This is a genomic window from Streptomyces sp. NPDC087300, from assembly GCF_044744425.1.
GTDB lineage: Bacteria > Actinomycetota > Actinomycetes > Streptomycetales > Streptomycetaceae > Streptomyces.
This window is the reverse complement of record NZ_JBIUYI010000002.1, coordinates 902,961-917,262: the sequence shown is the minus strand read 5'-3', so window position 1 is coordinate 917,262 and position 14,302 is coordinate 902,961. Positions and strand designations below refer to the sequence as shown.

General features: G+C 71.1%; 16 protein-coding genes. 5 read left to right on the top strand and 11 right to left on the bottom strand.

The features are described from left to right. The first annotated feature begins 75 nt into the window (after positions 1–75). Entirely contained in the window at positions 76–1,011 is a 936-nt protein-coding gene (locus ACIO9J_RS09690) for an NADP-dependent oxidoreductase (protein ID WP_401995951.1), read from the top strand. A gap of 71 nt (positions 1,012–1,082) precedes the next feature. Here ACIO9J_RS09690 and mnmA read toward each other — a convergent pair whose 3' ends face one another. Then, entirely contained in the window at positions 1,083–2,222 is a 1,140-nt protein-coding gene (mnmA, locus tag ACIO9J_RS09685) for a tRNA 2-thiouridine(34) synthase MnmA (RefSeq protein WP_401995948.1), read from the bottom strand. A gap of 67 nt (positions 2,223–2,289) precedes the next feature. Here mnmA and ACIO9J_RS09680 point away from each other — a divergent pair, with 67 nt between their 5' ends. Further along, a complete protein-coding gene (locus ACIO9J_RS09680) occupies positions 2,290–3,042 on the top strand; it encodes an N-acetylmuramoyl-L-alanine amidase (RefSeq protein ID WP_401995179.1) in 753 nt (250 codons plus the stop codon). On the opposite strand, the gene ACIO9J_RS09675 is transcribed toward ACIO9J_RS09680, so the two are convergent. From ACIO9J_RS09675 to ACIO9J_RS09665, 3 genes are read right to left on the bottom strand one after another with little or no spacing between them, the layout of a single operon-like run. Continuing rightward, positions 3,039–4,208, bottom strand: coding sequence for a cysteine desulfurase family protein (locus ACIO9J_RS09675; RefSeq protein ID WP_401995176.1), 1,170 nt, complete (start codon positions 4,206–4,208; stop codon positions 3,039–3,041). The two genes, ACIO9J_RS09680 and ACIO9J_RS09675, sit on opposite strands and share 4 nt — an antisense overlap. Positions 4,209–4,256: 48 nt before the next feature. Beyond that, a complete protein-coding gene (locus ACIO9J_RS09670) occupies positions 4,257–4,595 on the bottom strand; it encodes a hypothetical protein (protein WP_401995173.1) in 339 nt (112 codons plus the stop codon). Between the two features lie 35 nt (positions 4,596–4,630). Then, entirely contained in the window at positions 4,631–4,783 is a 153-nt protein-coding gene (locus tag ACIO9J_RS09665; protein ID WP_401995171.1) for a hypothetical protein, read from the bottom strand. Between the two features lie 128 nt (positions 4,784–4,911). Here ACIO9J_RS09665 and ACIO9J_RS09660 point away from each other — a divergent pair, with 128 nt between their 5' ends. Together ACIO9J_RS09660 and ACIO9J_RS09655 are read left to right on the top strand one after the other, a co-directional pair. Beyond that, the gene (locus ACIO9J_RS09660; RefSeq protein WP_401995168.1) at positions 4,912–5,538 is read left to right on the top strand and encodes a TetR family transcriptional regulator; all 627 of its coding nucleotides are present in this window, start codon (positions 4,912–4,914) and stop codon (positions 5,536–5,538) included. A 39-nt stretch (positions 5,539–5,577) separates the two neighbouring features. Then, positions 5,578–6,441 carry an alpha/beta fold hydrolase gene (locus ACIO9J_RS09655; protein WP_401995165.1) on the top strand — a complete coding sequence of 288 codons (864 nt, stop codon included), beginning with the start codon at positions 5,578–5,580 and terminating at the stop codon, positions 6,439–6,441. Here ACIO9J_RS09655 and ACIO9J_RS09650 read toward each other — a convergent pair. Genes ACIO9J_RS09650 through ACIO9J_RS09640 form a run of 3 tightly spaced genes read right to left on the bottom strand, consistent with a single transcriptional unit; the run spans position 6,401 to position 9,043 of the window. After that, the gene (locus ACIO9J_RS09650) at positions 6,401–7,378 is read right to left on the bottom strand and encodes a helix-turn-helix transcriptional regulator (RefSeq protein WP_401995162.1); all 978 of its coding nucleotides are present in this window, start codon (positions 7,376–7,378) and stop codon (positions 6,401–6,403) included. The genes ACIO9J_RS09655 and ACIO9J_RS09650 overlap by 41 nt on opposite strands. Before the next feature lie 58 nt (positions 7,379–7,436). Next, the gene (locus ACIO9J_RS09645) at positions 7,437–8,309 is read right to left on the bottom strand and encodes a thioesterase family protein (RefSeq protein ID WP_401995159.1); all 873 of its coding nucleotides are present in this window, start codon (positions 8,307–8,309) and stop codon (positions 7,437–7,439) included. Positions 8,310–8,368: 59 nt separating this feature from the next. Beyond that, the gene (locus ACIO9J_RS09640) at positions 8,369–9,043 is read right to left on the bottom strand and encodes a trimeric intracellular cation channel family protein (RefSeq protein ID WP_401995156.1); all 675 of its coding nucleotides are present in this window, start codon (positions 9,041–9,043) and stop codon (positions 8,369–8,371) included. Between the two features lie 168 nt (positions 9,044–9,211). Here ACIO9J_RS09640 and ACIO9J_RS09635 point away from each other — a divergent pair, with 168 nt between their 5' ends. After that, the gene (locus ACIO9J_RS09635; RefSeq protein WP_401995153.1) at positions 9,212–9,421 is read left to right on the top strand and encodes a hypothetical protein; all 210 of its coding nucleotides are present in this window, start codon (positions 9,212–9,214) and stop codon (positions 9,419–9,421) included. On the opposite strand, the gene ACIO9J_RS09630 is transcribed toward ACIO9J_RS09635, so the two are convergent. The 4 genes from ACIO9J_RS09630 to ACIO9J_RS09615 all read right to left on the bottom strand — a co-directional run bounded on the left by ACIO9J_RS09630 (position 9,387) and on the right by ACIO9J_RS09615 (position 14,243). Further along, on the bottom strand, positions 9,387–10,787 hold the full coding sequence (locus tag ACIO9J_RS09630) for a M1 family metallopeptidase (RefSeq protein WP_401995150.1): 1,401 nt from the start codon (positions 10,785–10,787) through the stop codon (positions 9,387–9,389). The two genes, ACIO9J_RS09635 and ACIO9J_RS09630, sit on opposite strands and share 35 nt — an antisense overlap. Positions 10,788–10,909: 122 nt before the next feature. Next, entirely contained in the window at positions 10,910–12,121 is a 1,212-nt protein-coding gene (locus ACIO9J_RS09625; RefSeq protein WP_401995147.1) for an ABC transporter ATP-binding protein, read from the bottom strand. A gap of 23 nt (positions 12,122–12,144) precedes the next feature. After that, complete coding sequence (locus tag ACIO9J_RS09620) at positions 12,145–13,245, bottom strand: ABC transporter ATP-binding protein (RefSeq protein ID WP_401995145.1); 1,101 nt, start codon at positions 13,243–13,245, stop codon at positions 12,145–12,147. Continuing rightward, positions 13,242–14,243 carry an ABC transporter permease gene (locus ACIO9J_RS09615; protein ID WP_401995945.1) on the bottom strand — a complete coding sequence of 334 codons (1,002 nt, stop codon included), beginning with the start codon at positions 14,241–14,243 and terminating at the stop codon, positions 13,242–13,244. Before ACIO9J_RS09615 ends, ACIO9J_RS09620 begins: the two co-directional genes overlap by 4 nt. Positions 14,244–14,302 lie beyond the last annotated feature (59 nt).

The following is a 14,302-nucleotide window of genomic DNA, read 5'->3' as shown; positions in this document are numbered from 1 at the left end:
AAGATCGGCCGGAGCGCCGCACGCTGGGGACGACCAGCCGAAACCGGCAGTTTCTGGAAGAGGAAGACCATGAAGATGCGTGCCGTCAGCCCCCGCGCCTGGGGCGCCCCCGAGAACCTGGTGCCCGTGGAGGTCGACAGGCCCGAGCCCGGCCTGACCGAGATCCTGGTCCGGGTGCACGCGGCGGGCGTCAACCCCGTCGACTGGAAGACCCGCGCCGAGGGCGCCTTCGGCACCTGGGGGGACACCCCGATCCTCGGCTACGACGTCTCCGGCGTCGTGGAGGAGGTGGGCCCCGGAGTGACCCTCTACCAGCCGGGCGACGAGGTGTTCGGCATGCCCCGCTTCCCCGAACAGACCGGCGGCTACGCCGAGTTCGTCGCGGCGCCCGCCCGGCGCTTCGCGCCCAAGCCGCGCAGCGTGGACCACGTGGCGGCCGCCGCGCTGCCGCTCGCGGCGCTCACCGCCTGGCAGGGGCTGATCGAGACGGCCGGGCTCCGCGCGGGCCAGCGGGTCCTGATCCACGCGGCGGCCGGCGGCGTCGGGCACCTCGCCGTACAGATCGCCAAGGCGCACGGCGCGTACGTCATCGGGACCGCCCGCGAGGAGAAGCACGCGTTCCTGCGCGGCCTGGGCGCGGACGAGACCGTCGACTACACGCGCGTGGACTTCGCCGAGGCGGTACGCGACGTGGACATCGTCCTGGACGGAGTGGGCGGCGCCTACGGCGAGCGCTCCCTGGACGTCCTGCGGCGCGGCGGCCACCTGGTGACGCTGCCCGACCCCGGCGGCCTGCCGGACCCTGCGCGGGCCGCCGCGCTCGGCGTGCACGCGGGCTGGACGGTCGTCGAGCCGGACCGCCTGGGCCTCCTGGAGATCGCGCGCCTGGTCGACGAGGGCAAGCTCCGGGTCGAGATCGACGCGGTGCTGCCCCTGGAGGAGGCCGCCAAGGCGCACGAGCGCGGTGAGCGGGGGCGCACGCAGGGAAAGATCGTGCTCCAGGTCGCCTAGCGAGCGACCGGGGCCCGCACCGGAAGGCCGGCACCGGCACCGATACCGGTGCTGGCCTTCCGGTGGAACGCTCAGACGGCCGCCGTCGCCCGCTCCGTAGTGGCGATCGTCGCCGAGCCGACCACGCGCGTGCCGTCGTAGAGCACGATCGCCTGGCCGGGGGCCACGCCGCGCACGGGCTCGTCGAAGGAGACGTTCAGCGTCCCGTCGACGAGCTCGGCGGTCACCTCCGTCTCGCCGCCGTGCGCCCGCAGCTGCGCAGTGTACGTGCCGGGCCCGGTGGGCGCGAGGCCGCACCAGCGGGGCTTGAGGGCGGTCAGTCCCGTCACGTCGAGCGCGGCGGCGGGGCCGACCGTCACCGTGTTGTCCACTGGGGAGATGTCCAGGACGTAGCGCGGCTTGCCGTCGGCGGCGGGGGTGCCGATCCGCAGGCCCTTGCGCTGGCCGATCGTGTAGCCGTACGCACCCTCGTGCGTGCCGAGGACCGCCCCGGACTCGTCCACGATGTCGCCCTCCGCCTTGCCGAGACGGTTGGCGAGGAAGCCCTGGGTGTCGCCGTCGGCGATGAAGCAGATGTCGTGGCTGTCGGGCTTCTTGGCGACGGCCAGACCGCGCTCCTCGGCCTCCGCGCGGATCTCCTCCTTGGTGGTGACCGTGTCACCCAGGGGGAACATCGCGTGGGCGAGCTGGCGGTCGTCCAGGACCCCTAGGACGTAGCTCTGGTCCTTGGCCATGTCTGAGGCGCGGTGCAGCTCGCGCGTGCCGTCCTCACGGACGATCACCTGCGCGTAGTGGCCCGTGACGACCGCGTCGAAGCCGAGGGCGAGTGCCTTGTCGAGCAGCGCGGCGAACTTGATCTTCTCGTTGCAGCGCAGGCACGGGTTGGGCGTGCGGCCCGCCTCGTACTCCGCGACGAAGTCCTCGACCACGTCCTCGCGGAACCGCTCGGCGAGGTCCCACACGTAGAACGGGATGCCGATGACGTCGGCGGCGCGGCGGGCGTCGCGCGAGTCCTCGATGGTGCAACAGCCCCGGGCGCCCGTGCGGAACGATTGCGGGTTCGCCGAGAGCGCGAGGTGCACTCCCGTCACGTCGTGCCCGGCTTCGGCGGCACGCGCGGCGGCGACGGCGGAGTCCACGCCGCCGGACATGGCGGCCAGGACACGGAGGGGGCGCGGGGAACGCTGGGAGCGCTGCGAGGTCTCGGTCAAAGTCATAGCTCTAACAGAGTACGGGGCGACGGGAACCGGAAGCCCGTGAGTAAGCGTTGACGATCACATGGGGGAAGACACAGAGGGCGAGCGGAAGAAGCCGGCGCGGCGCGGTGTGGACCGGCGCACGCTGCTGATCGGCGGCGCGGCGGCGGCCGTCGGCACCGCGGTGCTCGCCAGGGACGAGCTCGGCAGGCTGTGGTGGCGGATGCCCGGCGTGGTCAAGCGGCGCGAGGAGGGCGCGGTCGACGCCCCCGGCGCGCAGTGGGTCGCCGCCTCGGACTACAACTGGCGGCGCGCGGACCGCCCGGACGACTACCCGATCGACCGCGTCGTCATCCACGTGGTCCAGGGCAGCTACCAGACGGCGCTGCGCGTCTTCAAGGACCCGGCGCACGGCGCGGCCGCGCACTACGTGGTGCGCGCGGACGGGCACGTGGCGCAGATGATCCGCGAGCTGGACGTGGCGTTCCACGCGGGCAACAAGAGCTACAACGAACGCAGCATCGGCATCGAGCACGAGGGCTTCGTCGACAAGAAGTCGTCGTTCACGGACAAGATGTACGCGGCGTCGGCGGAGCTGACCGCCGGCATCTGCAGGCGGTACGACATCCCGGTGGACCGCGAGCACATCATCGGCCACGTGGAGGTGCCGGGCACGGACCACACGGACCCCGGTCCGAACTGGGACTGGGACCGGTACATACGCCTGGTCCGGGCCGCGCGGAACAGACCCCAGAAGCCCGGGAAGACCGCGCAGCCCGGGAAGACCGCGCAGCCCGGGGAGAGCGCGAAGGGGCAGGCCGGGCAGAAGGCCTAGCTCAGCCCCGCCGACCGCGCCCGCTCCACCGCGGGGCCGATCGCCGCCGCCACCGCGTCCACGTCCGCCTTCGTCGAGGTGTGGCCGAGGGAGAAGCGCAGCGTGCCGCGCGCCAGGTCCGGGTCGGTGCCGGTGGCGAGCAGCACGTGGCTCGGCTGGGCGATGCCCGCGGTGCAGGCCGAGCCAGTGGAGCACTCGATGCCCTGCGCGTCGAGCAGCAGCAGGAGCGAGTCGCCCTCGCAGCCGGGGAAGGTGAAGTGCGCGTTGGCGGCGAGCCGGCCCGCCGGGTCGGGGTCGCCGCCGAGGATCGCCTCGGGGACCGCCGAGCGGACCGCGCTCACCAGGTCGTCGCGGAGCGCGCCGATCTCGATGGCGAACCGCTCGCGGTGCGCGGCGGCGTGCTCGCCCGCGACGGCGAACGCGGCGATGGCGGGCACGTCCAGCGTCCCGGAGCGCACGTGCCGCTCCTGGCCGCCTCCGTGCAGCACGGGCACGGGGCTGTACTCGCGCCCGAGCAGCAGCGCGCCGATGCCGTAGGGCCCGCCGATCTTGTGGCCCGAAACGGTCATCGCGGCGAGCCCGGAGGCGCCGAAGTCGACGGGCAGCTGGCCGTACGCCTGCACGGCGTCGGCGTGCAGCGGGATGCCGAACTCGGCGGCGACGTCGGCCAGTTCACGGACCGGCTGGATCGTGCCGATCTCGTTGTTGGCCCACATGACGGTGGCGAGGGCGACGTCGTCGGGGTTGCGCTCGACGGCCTCGCGGAGCACCTGGGGGTGCACGCGGCCGTGCCGGTCGACCGGCAGGTACTCGACGTCGGCGCCCTCGTGCTCGCCGAGCCAGTGCACGGCGTCCAGGACGGCGTGGTGCTCGACGGGGCTGGACAGGATGCGGGTGCGGGCCGGATCCGCGTCGCGGCGGGCCCAGTACAGGCCCTTCACCGCGAGGTTGTCGGCCTCGGTGCCGCCGGAGGTGAAGACCACCTCGCTGGGGCGCGCGCCGAGCGAGGCGGCCAGCGTCTCGCGGGCCTCCTCGACGGTACGCCGCGCACGGCGCCCCGCCGCGTGCAGCGAGGAGGCGTTGCCTGTGACGGCGATCTGCGCGGTCATCGCCGCGATCGCCTCCGGAATCATCGGAGTGGTCGCTGCGTGGTCGAGGTAGGCCATGGTGCGCACGATTCTACGAGCCGCACGGGGCCGGACGACCGGGTGGTATCAGCCTGCGAGACCCCAGGACACGGTGTTGTCCATCGAGACGAGCGTGACGAGCACCACGAGGTCGGCCACACCGAGCCCGAGACCGAGCAGCGCGCGGCCCCTGCGGGCGGTGCCGCGCCACAGGGCGAGGCCCGCGAGGACGATGGCGACCGGGCCGAGGAAGAGGTTGAGGACGAGCAGTCCGAGCAGGCCGAGCACGAAGGAGGCGACGGCCATCCCGTCGGCGTCCCGCCTGCCGACGGGGCGCGCGGCCGGACGCTCCGCGGGGCGCTCGGCGGCGCGATCAGCGGTGCGTTCAGTGGCTCGATCAGTGGCGCGATCAGCGATGAGTGCCATGGTGCGACTCCTGACAGGTGGAGGTGTCGTACGGATCAGTGGTGGCGCGCCCGGCGCTCGCGGACCGCGAAGACGGCGAGCCAGACACCGATGACGGCGGCGGCGACGAGGGTGACCGGCAGCGGGGCGTGGGCCACGGAACCCATGGCGACACCCAGCAGCAGGAGGGCGGCGACAAGGAAGAGCATGAGATCAGATCCCTCTCGATTCGGTGGACCAGTTCGGTTAACGCTTGTGGTAACAACTGTTCACTGACTGAGAAGTCTACTCCCTCCCCGGCTTTCAAAACTCGGAGAACAGCTGTTAACTGAATGGCATGAGTCACACCCCGCCCGGCATCCGGCAGGCCCAGAAGCAGAAGACCCGCCAGGCCCTCCTCGAGGCGGCCCTGAGCCTCCTGGAGGAGCAGAGCCTCAGCAGCCTGGGCCTGCGCGAGGTCACTCGTGCCGTGGGGGTCGCGCCCACCGCCTTCTACCGGCACTTCCGCGACACCGCCGACCTGGGCGTGGCGCTGGTCGAGGAGGCGCTCGACAGCCTGCACACGACGCTCGGCACACTCCTGGTGACCACGGGCGACGGAGAGGAACGCATCTCCGCCACCGTGGAGTTGATCGCCGCGTACGTCAGGACGCACCCGGCGCACGTCCGCTTCATCGCCCGCGAGCGGCACGGCGGCGTCCAGCCCGTACGGGCCGCGATCGGCGGCCAACTCGCCCTGTTCGCGCGGGAGGTGAGCGCCCAGTTCGCCAAGGAGCCCGAATCGGCGGGCTGGAGCGACGACGACCTCCTGATGCTCGCGGGGATGTACGTCGACCACATGGTGATGACCGCTTCGGCGTTCCTGGAGGCGCCGCCCGGCACCGAGGAGGCCGTGGCGGACACCGCGCGCCGCCAGTTGCGCCTGGTGAGCCTGGGGCGCGGGCACTGGCTCGACGGCCCGTGATATCGACACAGGAGTAAGGGGCAATTACCATCTACGCTCATGACGACCGCCCGCGAGAACACCGGAACCCGCGAGAACTGGGTCCTCGACCGCAGCTTCGACAGCTCCTCCGGCACCGTCCGCTGGACCGCGCTCGGCCCGGACGACGCGCCGCCGGTCGTCCTGGTGCACGGCACGCCCTTCTCCTCGTACGTCTGGCGCGGCGTGGCCCGCGCCCTCAGCGCCGAACACCGCGTGTACGCCTGGGACCTGGCCGGATACGGCGCCTCCGAGATGCGCGAGGGCCAGGACGTCTCGCTCGCCGCGCAGGCCCGCGTGCTCACCGAGCTGCTCGACCACTGGGGCCTTGACCGACCCGCCGTCGTCGCGCACGACTTCGGCGGCTGCGTCAGCCTGCGCGCCCATCTGCTGCACGGCGCCCGCTACGCACGGCTCGCGCTCGTCGACCCGGTGGCGCTCGCCCCCTGGGGCTCCCCCGCCTACCGGCTGCTCGGCGCGCACGCCGAGGTCTTCGGGCAGCTGCCGCCCGCTCTGCACGAGGCGCTCGTACGCGAGTACGTGAGTTCCGCGAGCCACCGGGGACTGCATCCGGCCGTGCTCGACCGGCTCGTGGCGCCCTGGTGCACCCCGCAGGGCGGGCCCGCCTTCTACCGGCAGATCGAGCAGAACGACCAGCGCTACACCGACGAGATCCAGTCCAGGTACGGCGAGCTGGACCTGCCCGTGCTGATCTGCTGGGGCACGGACGACACCTGGATCCCGGTGGCCCGCGGGCACGAGCTCGCCGGTCTCGTCCCCGGCGCAGAGCTGCGGCTCATCGAGGGCGCGGGACATCTCGTACAGGAGGACGCGCCCGCCGAACTCACCGGCGAGCTGGCGCGTTTCCTGCGTACAGCTCCGTGACGGCCGCCGCCGCGCGGGCGAGTTCGTCGCGCACCTCGGGCGGCGAGAGCACCTCGACGTGGTCGGCGAAGGGCAGCAGGGTGCGCGTCTCGCCGAGGACCCCGTAGGCGAGGCGGACCGTGACCCACTCGTCCGCGCCGTCGTCATCGGGCGGCCCGGCCAGGGCCGCGGCGTTGAGGCGCAGGAACAGGTCGACGCGGGCGCGCCGCACCCGGGCCGTCACCTCGATGCCGCCGGGACGCTCCTCGACCTGTCGCTTCAACACCGCCCAGACGTCTGCCAGTTCGACCCCCGAGCGGCGCTCGACCGGCTCTTCGGTGAGCGTCGCCGAGCGGATCCGGTCGGCGCGGAACAGCCGCGGCACCCCGTCCCGGTCGGCGACCAGGTACCAGACGCCGGCCTTGGACACGAGGCCGTACGGGTCGACGGTGTACGTCCGCGGCCCCGGGGCGTCCCCGTGCCGGTAGCGCAGCCGCAGCCTGCGGTCGGCGAAGACCGCCTCCTGGAGCGCGGCGATGTCGACGGCCGGGCGCGGCCCGCGCAGCCAGCGCTCGGCGTCGACGAGGATGCGGCGGCTGATCAACTCGGCGGCGGGCCGGTGCGGTTCGGGCAGCGCGGCCATCACCTTGCGCAGCGCGGAGCCGAGCGCGGCGTCCAGACCGAGGGCGGCGTGCGTGCCCTCGGCGGCGAGGATGAACAGCGCCCGCGACTCGTCGGCGGTAAGGCCCGTCACGTCCGTGCGGAACCCGGCGAGCAGCTCGATGCCGCCGTGCCTGCCGCGCTCGGCGTAGACGGGGACACCGGAGGCGGACAGGGCCTCCACGTCCCGGTAGATCGTGCGGACGGAGACTTCGAGGCGCTCGGCGAGCTCGTGCGCGGGCACCCGCCCACGGGTCTGGAGCAGCAGCAGGATCGAGAGCAGCCGGTCGGACTTCACACGGTCAAGGATCCCTCAGTGCACCCCGCGCGGGCCGCGCGCCCCGGCACGACAGGCTCTAGGCCTTCAGCGCCCGCGCCAGCTGGCGCGACTGCGCCACCAGGCGTCCCGCGCTGTCCCAGACCTCCGCGTCCTCCTCGAGGAAGCCGCCCGCGAGGTTCCGCGTGGTGATCGAGACGCGCACCGGTCCCGGGGCGGGGCGGCAGCGGATGTGGACCGTGAGCTCCACGGTCGGCACCCAGCCCATCAGGCCCAGTTCGAAGGCGGTCGGCGGCAGCGCGTCGACCGCGAGGAGCAGGGACAGCGGGTCGGCGTCGCGGCCGTCCGCGAGGCCGAACCAGCCGCGCATCTCCCCCTTGCCCGAGGGCTGCCCGAGCGCCCAGCCGAGCGTCGCGGGGTCGAGCTTGAGGAAGAGCCGCTCGGCGATGGGCGAGCCGCCGGGCACCGGGCCTTCGCCGGGCGCGTCCTGCGCGCCGAAGCACTGCTCGACGGGCGGCAGCGCGGGCGGCTCGGCCGTCGTGCGGACGTCGTCGGGGAGCGCGTCGAGGTCGCCGTAGGAGGCGAGCACGCGGATCCGCTCGACCTCGCGGCCCTCGTCGTCGTACTGGAAGAGCGAGGCCTGCCCGGTGGAGAGCGAGCGGCCGTCGCGCACCACGTCCGTGCGGATCACGGCGGGACCCGGGCGGGACGCGGTGAGGTAGTGCGCGGAGACGGTGAACGGGTCGGAGTGCGGCAGGGTGTCGGCGAGCGCGCGGCCGACGACGGCCAGCAGGTAGCCGCCGTTGACGGCGCCGAAGATCGTCCACCCGGCGGAGAGCTCGGTGTCGTGGACGCCGGGCTCCCTTCGTACGACCGCGGTGTCGCGGTCGAACTCGCTGTCGCCGATGCTCGCGGGCGCCGATGCGGGGAGGGATGATGCTGCCGTTGCCATGCCAGCAACGTACAACACGAAACTACTGAGCGGTAGCTTTTTCTGCCGGGCCCGCCCGGCTACGGCGTCTCCTCGGCCTCCGCCTCCACCGCCGTGGAGCGCCGGTTCCAGGCCCTCGGCGCCCGCCAGTGGTAGCGCAGCGCGAGCAGCCGCAGGCCGAACGTCGTCACGACGGCGACGCCGCTGGTGAAGGCCGTCAGCATCTCGAAACGGATGCACAGGGCGACCATCGTCGCGCCCACGATGGCGGGCACCGCGTACAGATCGCGGTCCCAGCGGACCAGCGAGGGCACCTCGTTGGCGACGATGTCACGCAGCACACCGCCGCCCACCGCCGTCATCAGGCCGAGGGTCGCCGACGCGGTGAGGCCGAGGCCGTAGTCGTACGCCTTGGTGGTGCCCGCGACACAGAACAGGCCGAGGCCCGCCGCGTCGAAGACATTCACGGCGAGCTGGGTGCGCTCCACCTCCGGGTGCAGGAAGAAGACCAGGAGGGCCGCGAAGAGCGGGGTGATGAAGTAGCCGAGGTCGGTGAAGGCGGCCGGTGGCACCGCCCCGATCACCAGGTCCCTGAAGAGTCCCCCGCCGAGCGCGGTGACCTCGGCGAGGACGGCGATGCCGAAGACGTCGAAGTTCTTGCGCACGGCGAGCAGCGCGCCCGAGATTGCGAAGACGAAGATCCCCACGATGTCGAGCGCGTGCTGGACGGAGGGCGTGAACAGATCCTGGAGCACGCGTCATTGTCACCCGCGCGCGGCACGGCACCGGCGCCGCCGTCACCGGGAGTTGAGACTTTCCCGTCACATCTGCCCATCGAACACGGCCCCGGCTCGGAAAAGTCCCAAAAAGCACTTCAATGAGAAAGTTGAAGGAAGTGAACGACGCCGGAAGGGGTGCGGGAGATGAAGTTCGTGCTTGAGGTCGACCTGGGTGAGGCGGCCTTCGAGGGGAAGGCCGCCGACGAGCTGGGGCGGATCCTGCGGTACTGGGGCGGCAACCTGCGGCACTACGCGCTGGAGCCCGGCGACGGCGAGGCCGTGTACGACTCCGGGTACCGCGAGGTCGGCGCCTGGCGGATCACCGCGAAGGAAGCGCCGGCTTCCCCTTCGTGAAGAGCCAGGTCCGGAAGAGGTCGTCGAGCTGCTTCCCCGAGATCTTCTCGGCGAGCCCGACGAAGTCCGCGGTGCTCGCGTTGCCGTACCGGTGCTCCTTCGGCCAGGCCTTCAGGAGCTTGAAGAAGTCCTTGTCGCCGATGCGCTCCCTGAGTGCCTGGAGCGTCATCGCGCCGCGGTTGTAGACGGCCGAGGCGAACATGGTGTCGCGCTGCGGGTCGCCCACGGTGATCTGCCAGAAGGCCGAGTCGGCGGGGCGCGAGTTGTAGCCCGCCAGGAAGGCGTCATGGGCGGTCTGGGTGCCCTTGTGCTCGCTCCACAGCCACTGGGCGTAGGTCGCGAAGCCCTCGTTGAGCCAGATGTTCCGCCACTTCTCGACCGACACCGAGTCGCCGAACCACTGGTGGGCCAGCTCGTGGGCGATGGTCGACTCGCTGCGGATCGCGGAGTACACCGGCTTGGTCTGCGTCTCCAGGGAGAAGCCCGCCTGCGGCATGTCGTCGACGATCGCGCCGGTCTCCTCGAAGGGGTAGGGGCCGAAGACCTTCGACCAGTAGTCGGTGACCTCGGCCGTCACGCCGTACACGTCGACGTTGTTGCTGTTCTCCAGGACGGGATCGATGGCGACGTAGATCGGGGTGCCGCCCGGGGTCGTGCCCTTCTTCACGTCGAACTTCCCGATGGTGGCGGTCGCGAGATAGGTGGCCATCGGCTTGGTCGAGCGCCAGTGAGCGGTGCGCTGGCTCCCCTTGCCGTACGTCCCCACCAGGCGGCCGTTGGAGACCGAGGTCAGCTCCTTGGGCGCCTTGATGCGGATGTCGAAGGCGGCCTTGTCGGAGGGGTGGTCGCTGGAGGGGAACCAGGTGGAGGCGGCGTTGGGCTCGCAGGCGACGAAGACGCCGTCGCCGGTCTTCATCCAGCCGTAGTCGGAGCCGAAGACGATGGGCCCGGTGAGCGCCTCGGGCACGCCGCCGTAGGTGACCGTCACCGTGAAGTCCTTGTTCTTGCCGAGGGCCTGGCGCGGCGTGATGCGGATCTCGTCGCCGGTGCGGGTGAAATCGGCGCGTCTGCCGTTCACCTCGATCCGGGTGACCGTGAGCTTCTGCAGGTCCAGGTCGAAGGAGGACAGGTTCTCGGTGGCGCGCGCGGTGATCGTGGTGCGGCCGTCCAGGCGGTCGGTGTCCGGGTCGTAGGCGATGTCGAGACCGTAATGGCGTACGTCGAAGCCGCCGTTGCCGAGCTGGGGGAAGTACGGGTCGCCGACGCCGTCGGAGCCGGGGTGGGGCGCGGGGGCCGCGGCGATGAGACAGAAGGAGAGCGCCGCGGTCGCGAGCGCTCCCAGACGTGCCGAACGGGAGAGTGCCATGAGTCTTCCCTTCGAACGCGTTCCGATGGGGGTGTCCGAGGAAACGGACACGCAGACTCTGCACTCTCCCGCCAGGGCATGTACATGACCTAGGACGCGTAGTTCGTCCGGGTCAACTTGCCTTATGTGTCAGTCGACTTCTGACCCTTGTCCTTCGAAGCCTCGGAGACCTTCGAAGCCCGCGGAATCGACGAGGGCTCGCTCTTCGCGGCCTCGGGTCCCTCCGCTTCGGCGGCCGTCTCCTCCGACTTGGGCACCACCGTCACCACGTCGATCGCCTCCTTGGCGACCTGGAGCAGCTTGGTGTCCTGCGGGGCCTGGTCGTCGGCGTTCTCCGGGTGGTGGCACGCCACCTGGTGACCGGTGGCCAGCGCGATGAGCGGCGGCTCCTTGGTCTTGCAGATCTCCGTCGCCTTCCAGCACCGCGTGTGGAAGCGGCAGCCGGTGGGCGGGTCGATCGGCGAGGGCACGTCGCCGCGGAGCAGGATGCGGTCGCTCTTGGCGCCGCGCCGCCGCGGGTCGGGCACCGGAACCGCGGAGAGCAGCGCCTTGGTGTACGGGTGCATCGGCGTGGAGTAGAGGTCCTTGCGGTCCGCCAGCTCCACGATCTTGCCGAGGTACATCACCGCGATGCGGTCGGAGACGTGCCGGATGACCGACAGGTCGTGCGCGATGATCACGTACGTCAGGCCGAGCTCGTCCTGGAGGTCGTCCAGGAGGTTGACCACCTGGGCCTGGATCGACACGTCGAGCGCGGAGACCGGCTCGTCGGCCACGACCAGCTTCGGCCGCAGCGCCAGGGCCCGCGCGATGCCGATGCGCTGACGCTGGCCGCCGGAGAATTCGTGCGGATAGCGGTTGTAGTGCTCGGGGTTGAGCCCGACGCGCTCCAGCATCTCCTGCACGGTCTTCTTCACGCCGCCCTCGGGCTTGACGCCCTGGAGCTTGAAGGGCGCGCCGACGATCGTACCGATGGTGTGCCGCGGGTTCAGCGACGAGTACGGGTCCTGGAAGATCATCTGCACGTCGCGGCGCAGCGGACGCATCCCGCCGGTGTTCAGGTGCGTGATGTCCGTGCCCTCGAACTCGACGCGGCCGCCGGTCGGTTCGAGCAGGCGCGTGATGAGCCGGCCCATCGTCGACTTGCCGCAGCCGGACTCGCCGACGACGCCGAGGGTTTCGCCGGGGCGTACGTCGAAGCTGAGCCCGTCGACCGCCTGCACCGCCGCCACCTGGCGCTGGAGCAGCCCCTTCTTGATGGGGAAGTGCTTCACCAGGCCGTCGACCTTGAGCAGTGGCTCCTGCGAGCCCTTCGTCTGCGCCGGGATCGTCATCTCACGGCCCTTCACGTCGTCTTTCACAGCTTCGGCGCAATCTCTTCGGTCCAGATCCTGGTGCGCTCTTCCTGCCCCATGTGGCAGGCGGTGTAGTGCCCCGCGGCCACCTCGCGCAGTTCGGGGCGCTCCTTGCGGGTGATCTGGTCCTTGGGGATGTCCGCGTAGGGGCAGCGCGGGTTGAAGGCGCAGCCGCTCGGCAGGTTGATCAGGCTGGGCGGGGAGCCCTTGACCGGGATCAGCCGCTCGGTCTCCTCGCGGTCGATGCGCGGCATCGAGCCCAACAGGCCCCAGGTGTAGGGGTGCTGGGGTTCGTAGAAGACCTTCTCCGCGGTGCCGCGCTCGACGCACCGGCCGCCGTACATGACCAGGAGCTCGTCCGCCATCTCGGCGACCACGCCCAGGTCGTGCGTGATCATGATGACCGCGGAGCCGAACTCCTTCTGCAGGTCCCTGATCAGGTCGAGGATCTGCGCCTGGACGGTCACGTCGAGGGCGGTGGTCGGCTCGTCCGCGATGAGCAGCTCGGGGTTGTTCACCAGCGCCATCGCGATCATCGCGCGCTGGCGCATGCCGCCGGAGAACTCGTGCGGGTAGGAGTCGACGCGCTTGTCCGGCTGGGGGATCCCGACCCGGTCGAGCATCTCGATCGCCCGCTTGCGGGCGGTCTTCTTGTCGACGTCGTTGTGGACCCGGTACGCCTCGGTGATCTGCTTGCCGATGGAGTAGTACGGGTGCAGCGCGGAGAGCGGGTCCTGGAAGATCATCGCCATCTCGCGGCCGCGCAGCTTGCGCACCTCGTCCGGCGGCGAGCTCAGGAGTTCCTTGCCGTCCAGCCAGATCTCACCGGAGATCTGGGCCCGCCGGGAGCCGTACTGGCCCGCGGTGTGCAGGCCCAGGATGCCGAGCGAGGTGACCGACTTGCCGGAGCCCGACTCGCCCACGATGCCGAGGGTCTTGCCCTTCTCCAGCGAGAAGTTGAGCCCGTCGACGGACTTGACCAGGCCGTCGTCGGTCGGGAAGTGCACCTTGAGGTCGCGCACCTCGAGGAAGGCGGAGGGAGCGGGCGAGTCCGCGGCGACGGGTTCGCCCACCGCGGCTCCGCTCTTGGACAGTTCGGTCATCCCAGCCTCACTCGCGGGTCGATGACGGCGTACATAAGGTCGACGACGAGGTTGGCCACGGCGATCGCGAGCGCCGCGCACAGGGTCACGCCGAGAATGACGGGCAGGTCCTTGCTGCTGATCGCCCTGACCGCTTCGAGGCCGAGGCCCGGCAGGTTGAACGTGGACTCGGTGAGCACGGCGCCGCCCATCAGGACACCGAGGTCGAGTCCGAAGACGGTGAGGATCGGCGTCATCGCGGAACGCAGTGCGTGCTTGCGGATGACGGTGACCTCGCCGAGGCCCTTGGCGCGGGCGGTGCGGATGTAGTCCTCGCCCAGCACTTCGAGCATGGTGGCTCTGGTGAGGCGGGCGTACATCGCCGCGTTGAGGAAGGCGAGGACGATCCACGGCAGGATCAGGGTCTGGAGCCAGACCCCTGGTGAGTCGTCGGTACTGAGGCTGTCCGCGATCTTCACCCAGCCCAGCTGGTGGACGAAGACACCCATCGCGATCATGCCGGTGAAGAAGACGGGGAGCGAGACGCCGCCGAGGGCGGTGGTCATCGCGGCACGGTCCCAGATGGAACCCCGCTTGAGCGCGGAGACCACACCGGTGGCGACACCCGCGGCGAGCCACAGGACACAGGCACCCGCGGCGAGCGCGCCGGTGACGGGAAGCGCGTCCTTGAGGGTCTCCCAGACGGGCGCCTCGGTGCGGAAGGAGTAGCCGAAGCAGGGCGCGGGGCAGTGCGTGACGTCACTTCCGTTGACGTAGTCGCGCCCCATCGGGATGCCCTTGATGAAGTCCCAGAACTGGACGAGAAGCGGGTCGTCGAGTCCGAGTTTGGTCCGGATGCCCTCGATCTGCTCGGCTCCGGTGGCCTTGCCGGCGAAGAGGACGGCGATGTCCTGTCCCGCCCACTTGGGCAGCATGAAGAAGACGGTGAAGGTCGCGAGCAGTACGACCAGCACCATGATGATTACGGCGATCAGGCGCCGGATGAGATAAGCAAGCACTGTGCGCGGCCCGGCGGTGACCGGGACCCCCTTGTGAGGGGTCCCGGTCATCGCCCGGG

Bases quoted from the DNA above. Each gene is read 5' to 3' on its own strand.
- ACIO9J_RS09655 (WP_401995165.1), top strand. From the start codon at position 5,578: ATGACGACCGCCCGCGAGAACACCGGAACCCGCGAGAACTGGGTCCTC.
- ACIO9J_RS09660 (WP_401995168.1), top strand. From the start codon at position 4,912: ATGAGTCACACCCCGCCCGGCATCCGGCAGGCCCAGAAGCAGAAGACC.
- ACIO9J_RS09670 (WP_401995173.1), bottom strand. From the start codon at position 4,595: ATGGCACTCATCGCTGATCGCGCCACTGATCGAGCCACTGAACGCACC.
- ACIO9J_RS09645 (WP_401995159.1), bottom strand. From the start codon at position 8,309: ATGGCAACGGCAGCATCATCCCTCCCCGCATCGGCGCCCGCGAGCATC.
- ACIO9J_RS09665 (WP_401995171.1), bottom strand. From the start codon at position 4,783: ATGCTCTTCCTTGTCGCCGCCCTCCTGCTGCTGGGTGTCGCCATGGGT.
- ACIO9J_RS09680 (WP_401995179.1), top strand. From the start codon at position 2,290: ATGGGGGAAGACACAGAGGGCGAGCGGAAGAAGCCGGCGCGGCGCGGT.
- ACIO9J_RS09620 (WP_401995145.1), bottom strand. From the start codon at position 13,245: ATGACCGAACTGTCCAAGAGCGGAGCCGCGGTGGGCGAACCCGTCGCC.
- ACIO9J_RS09675 (WP_401995176.1), bottom strand. From the start codon at position 4,208: ATGGCCTACCTCGACCACGCAGCGACCACTCCGATGATTCCGGAGGCG.
- ACIO9J_RS09625 (WP_401995147.1), bottom strand. From the start codon at position 12,121: ATGACGATCCCGGCGCAGACGAAGGGCTCGCAGGAGCCACTGCTCAAG.
- ACIO9J_RS09630 (WP_401995150.1), bottom strand. From the start codon at position 10,787: ATGGCACTCTCCCGTTCGGCACGTCTGGGAGCGCTCGCGACCGCGGCG.
- ACIO9J_RS09635 (WP_401995153.1), top strand. From the start codon at position 9,212: ATGAAGTTCGTGCTTGAGGTCGACCTGGGTGAGGCGGCCTTCGAGGGG.
- ACIO9J_RS09690 (WP_401995951.1), top strand. From the start codon at position 76: ATGCGTGCCGTCAGCCCCCGCGCCTGGGGCGCCCCCGAGAACCTGGTG.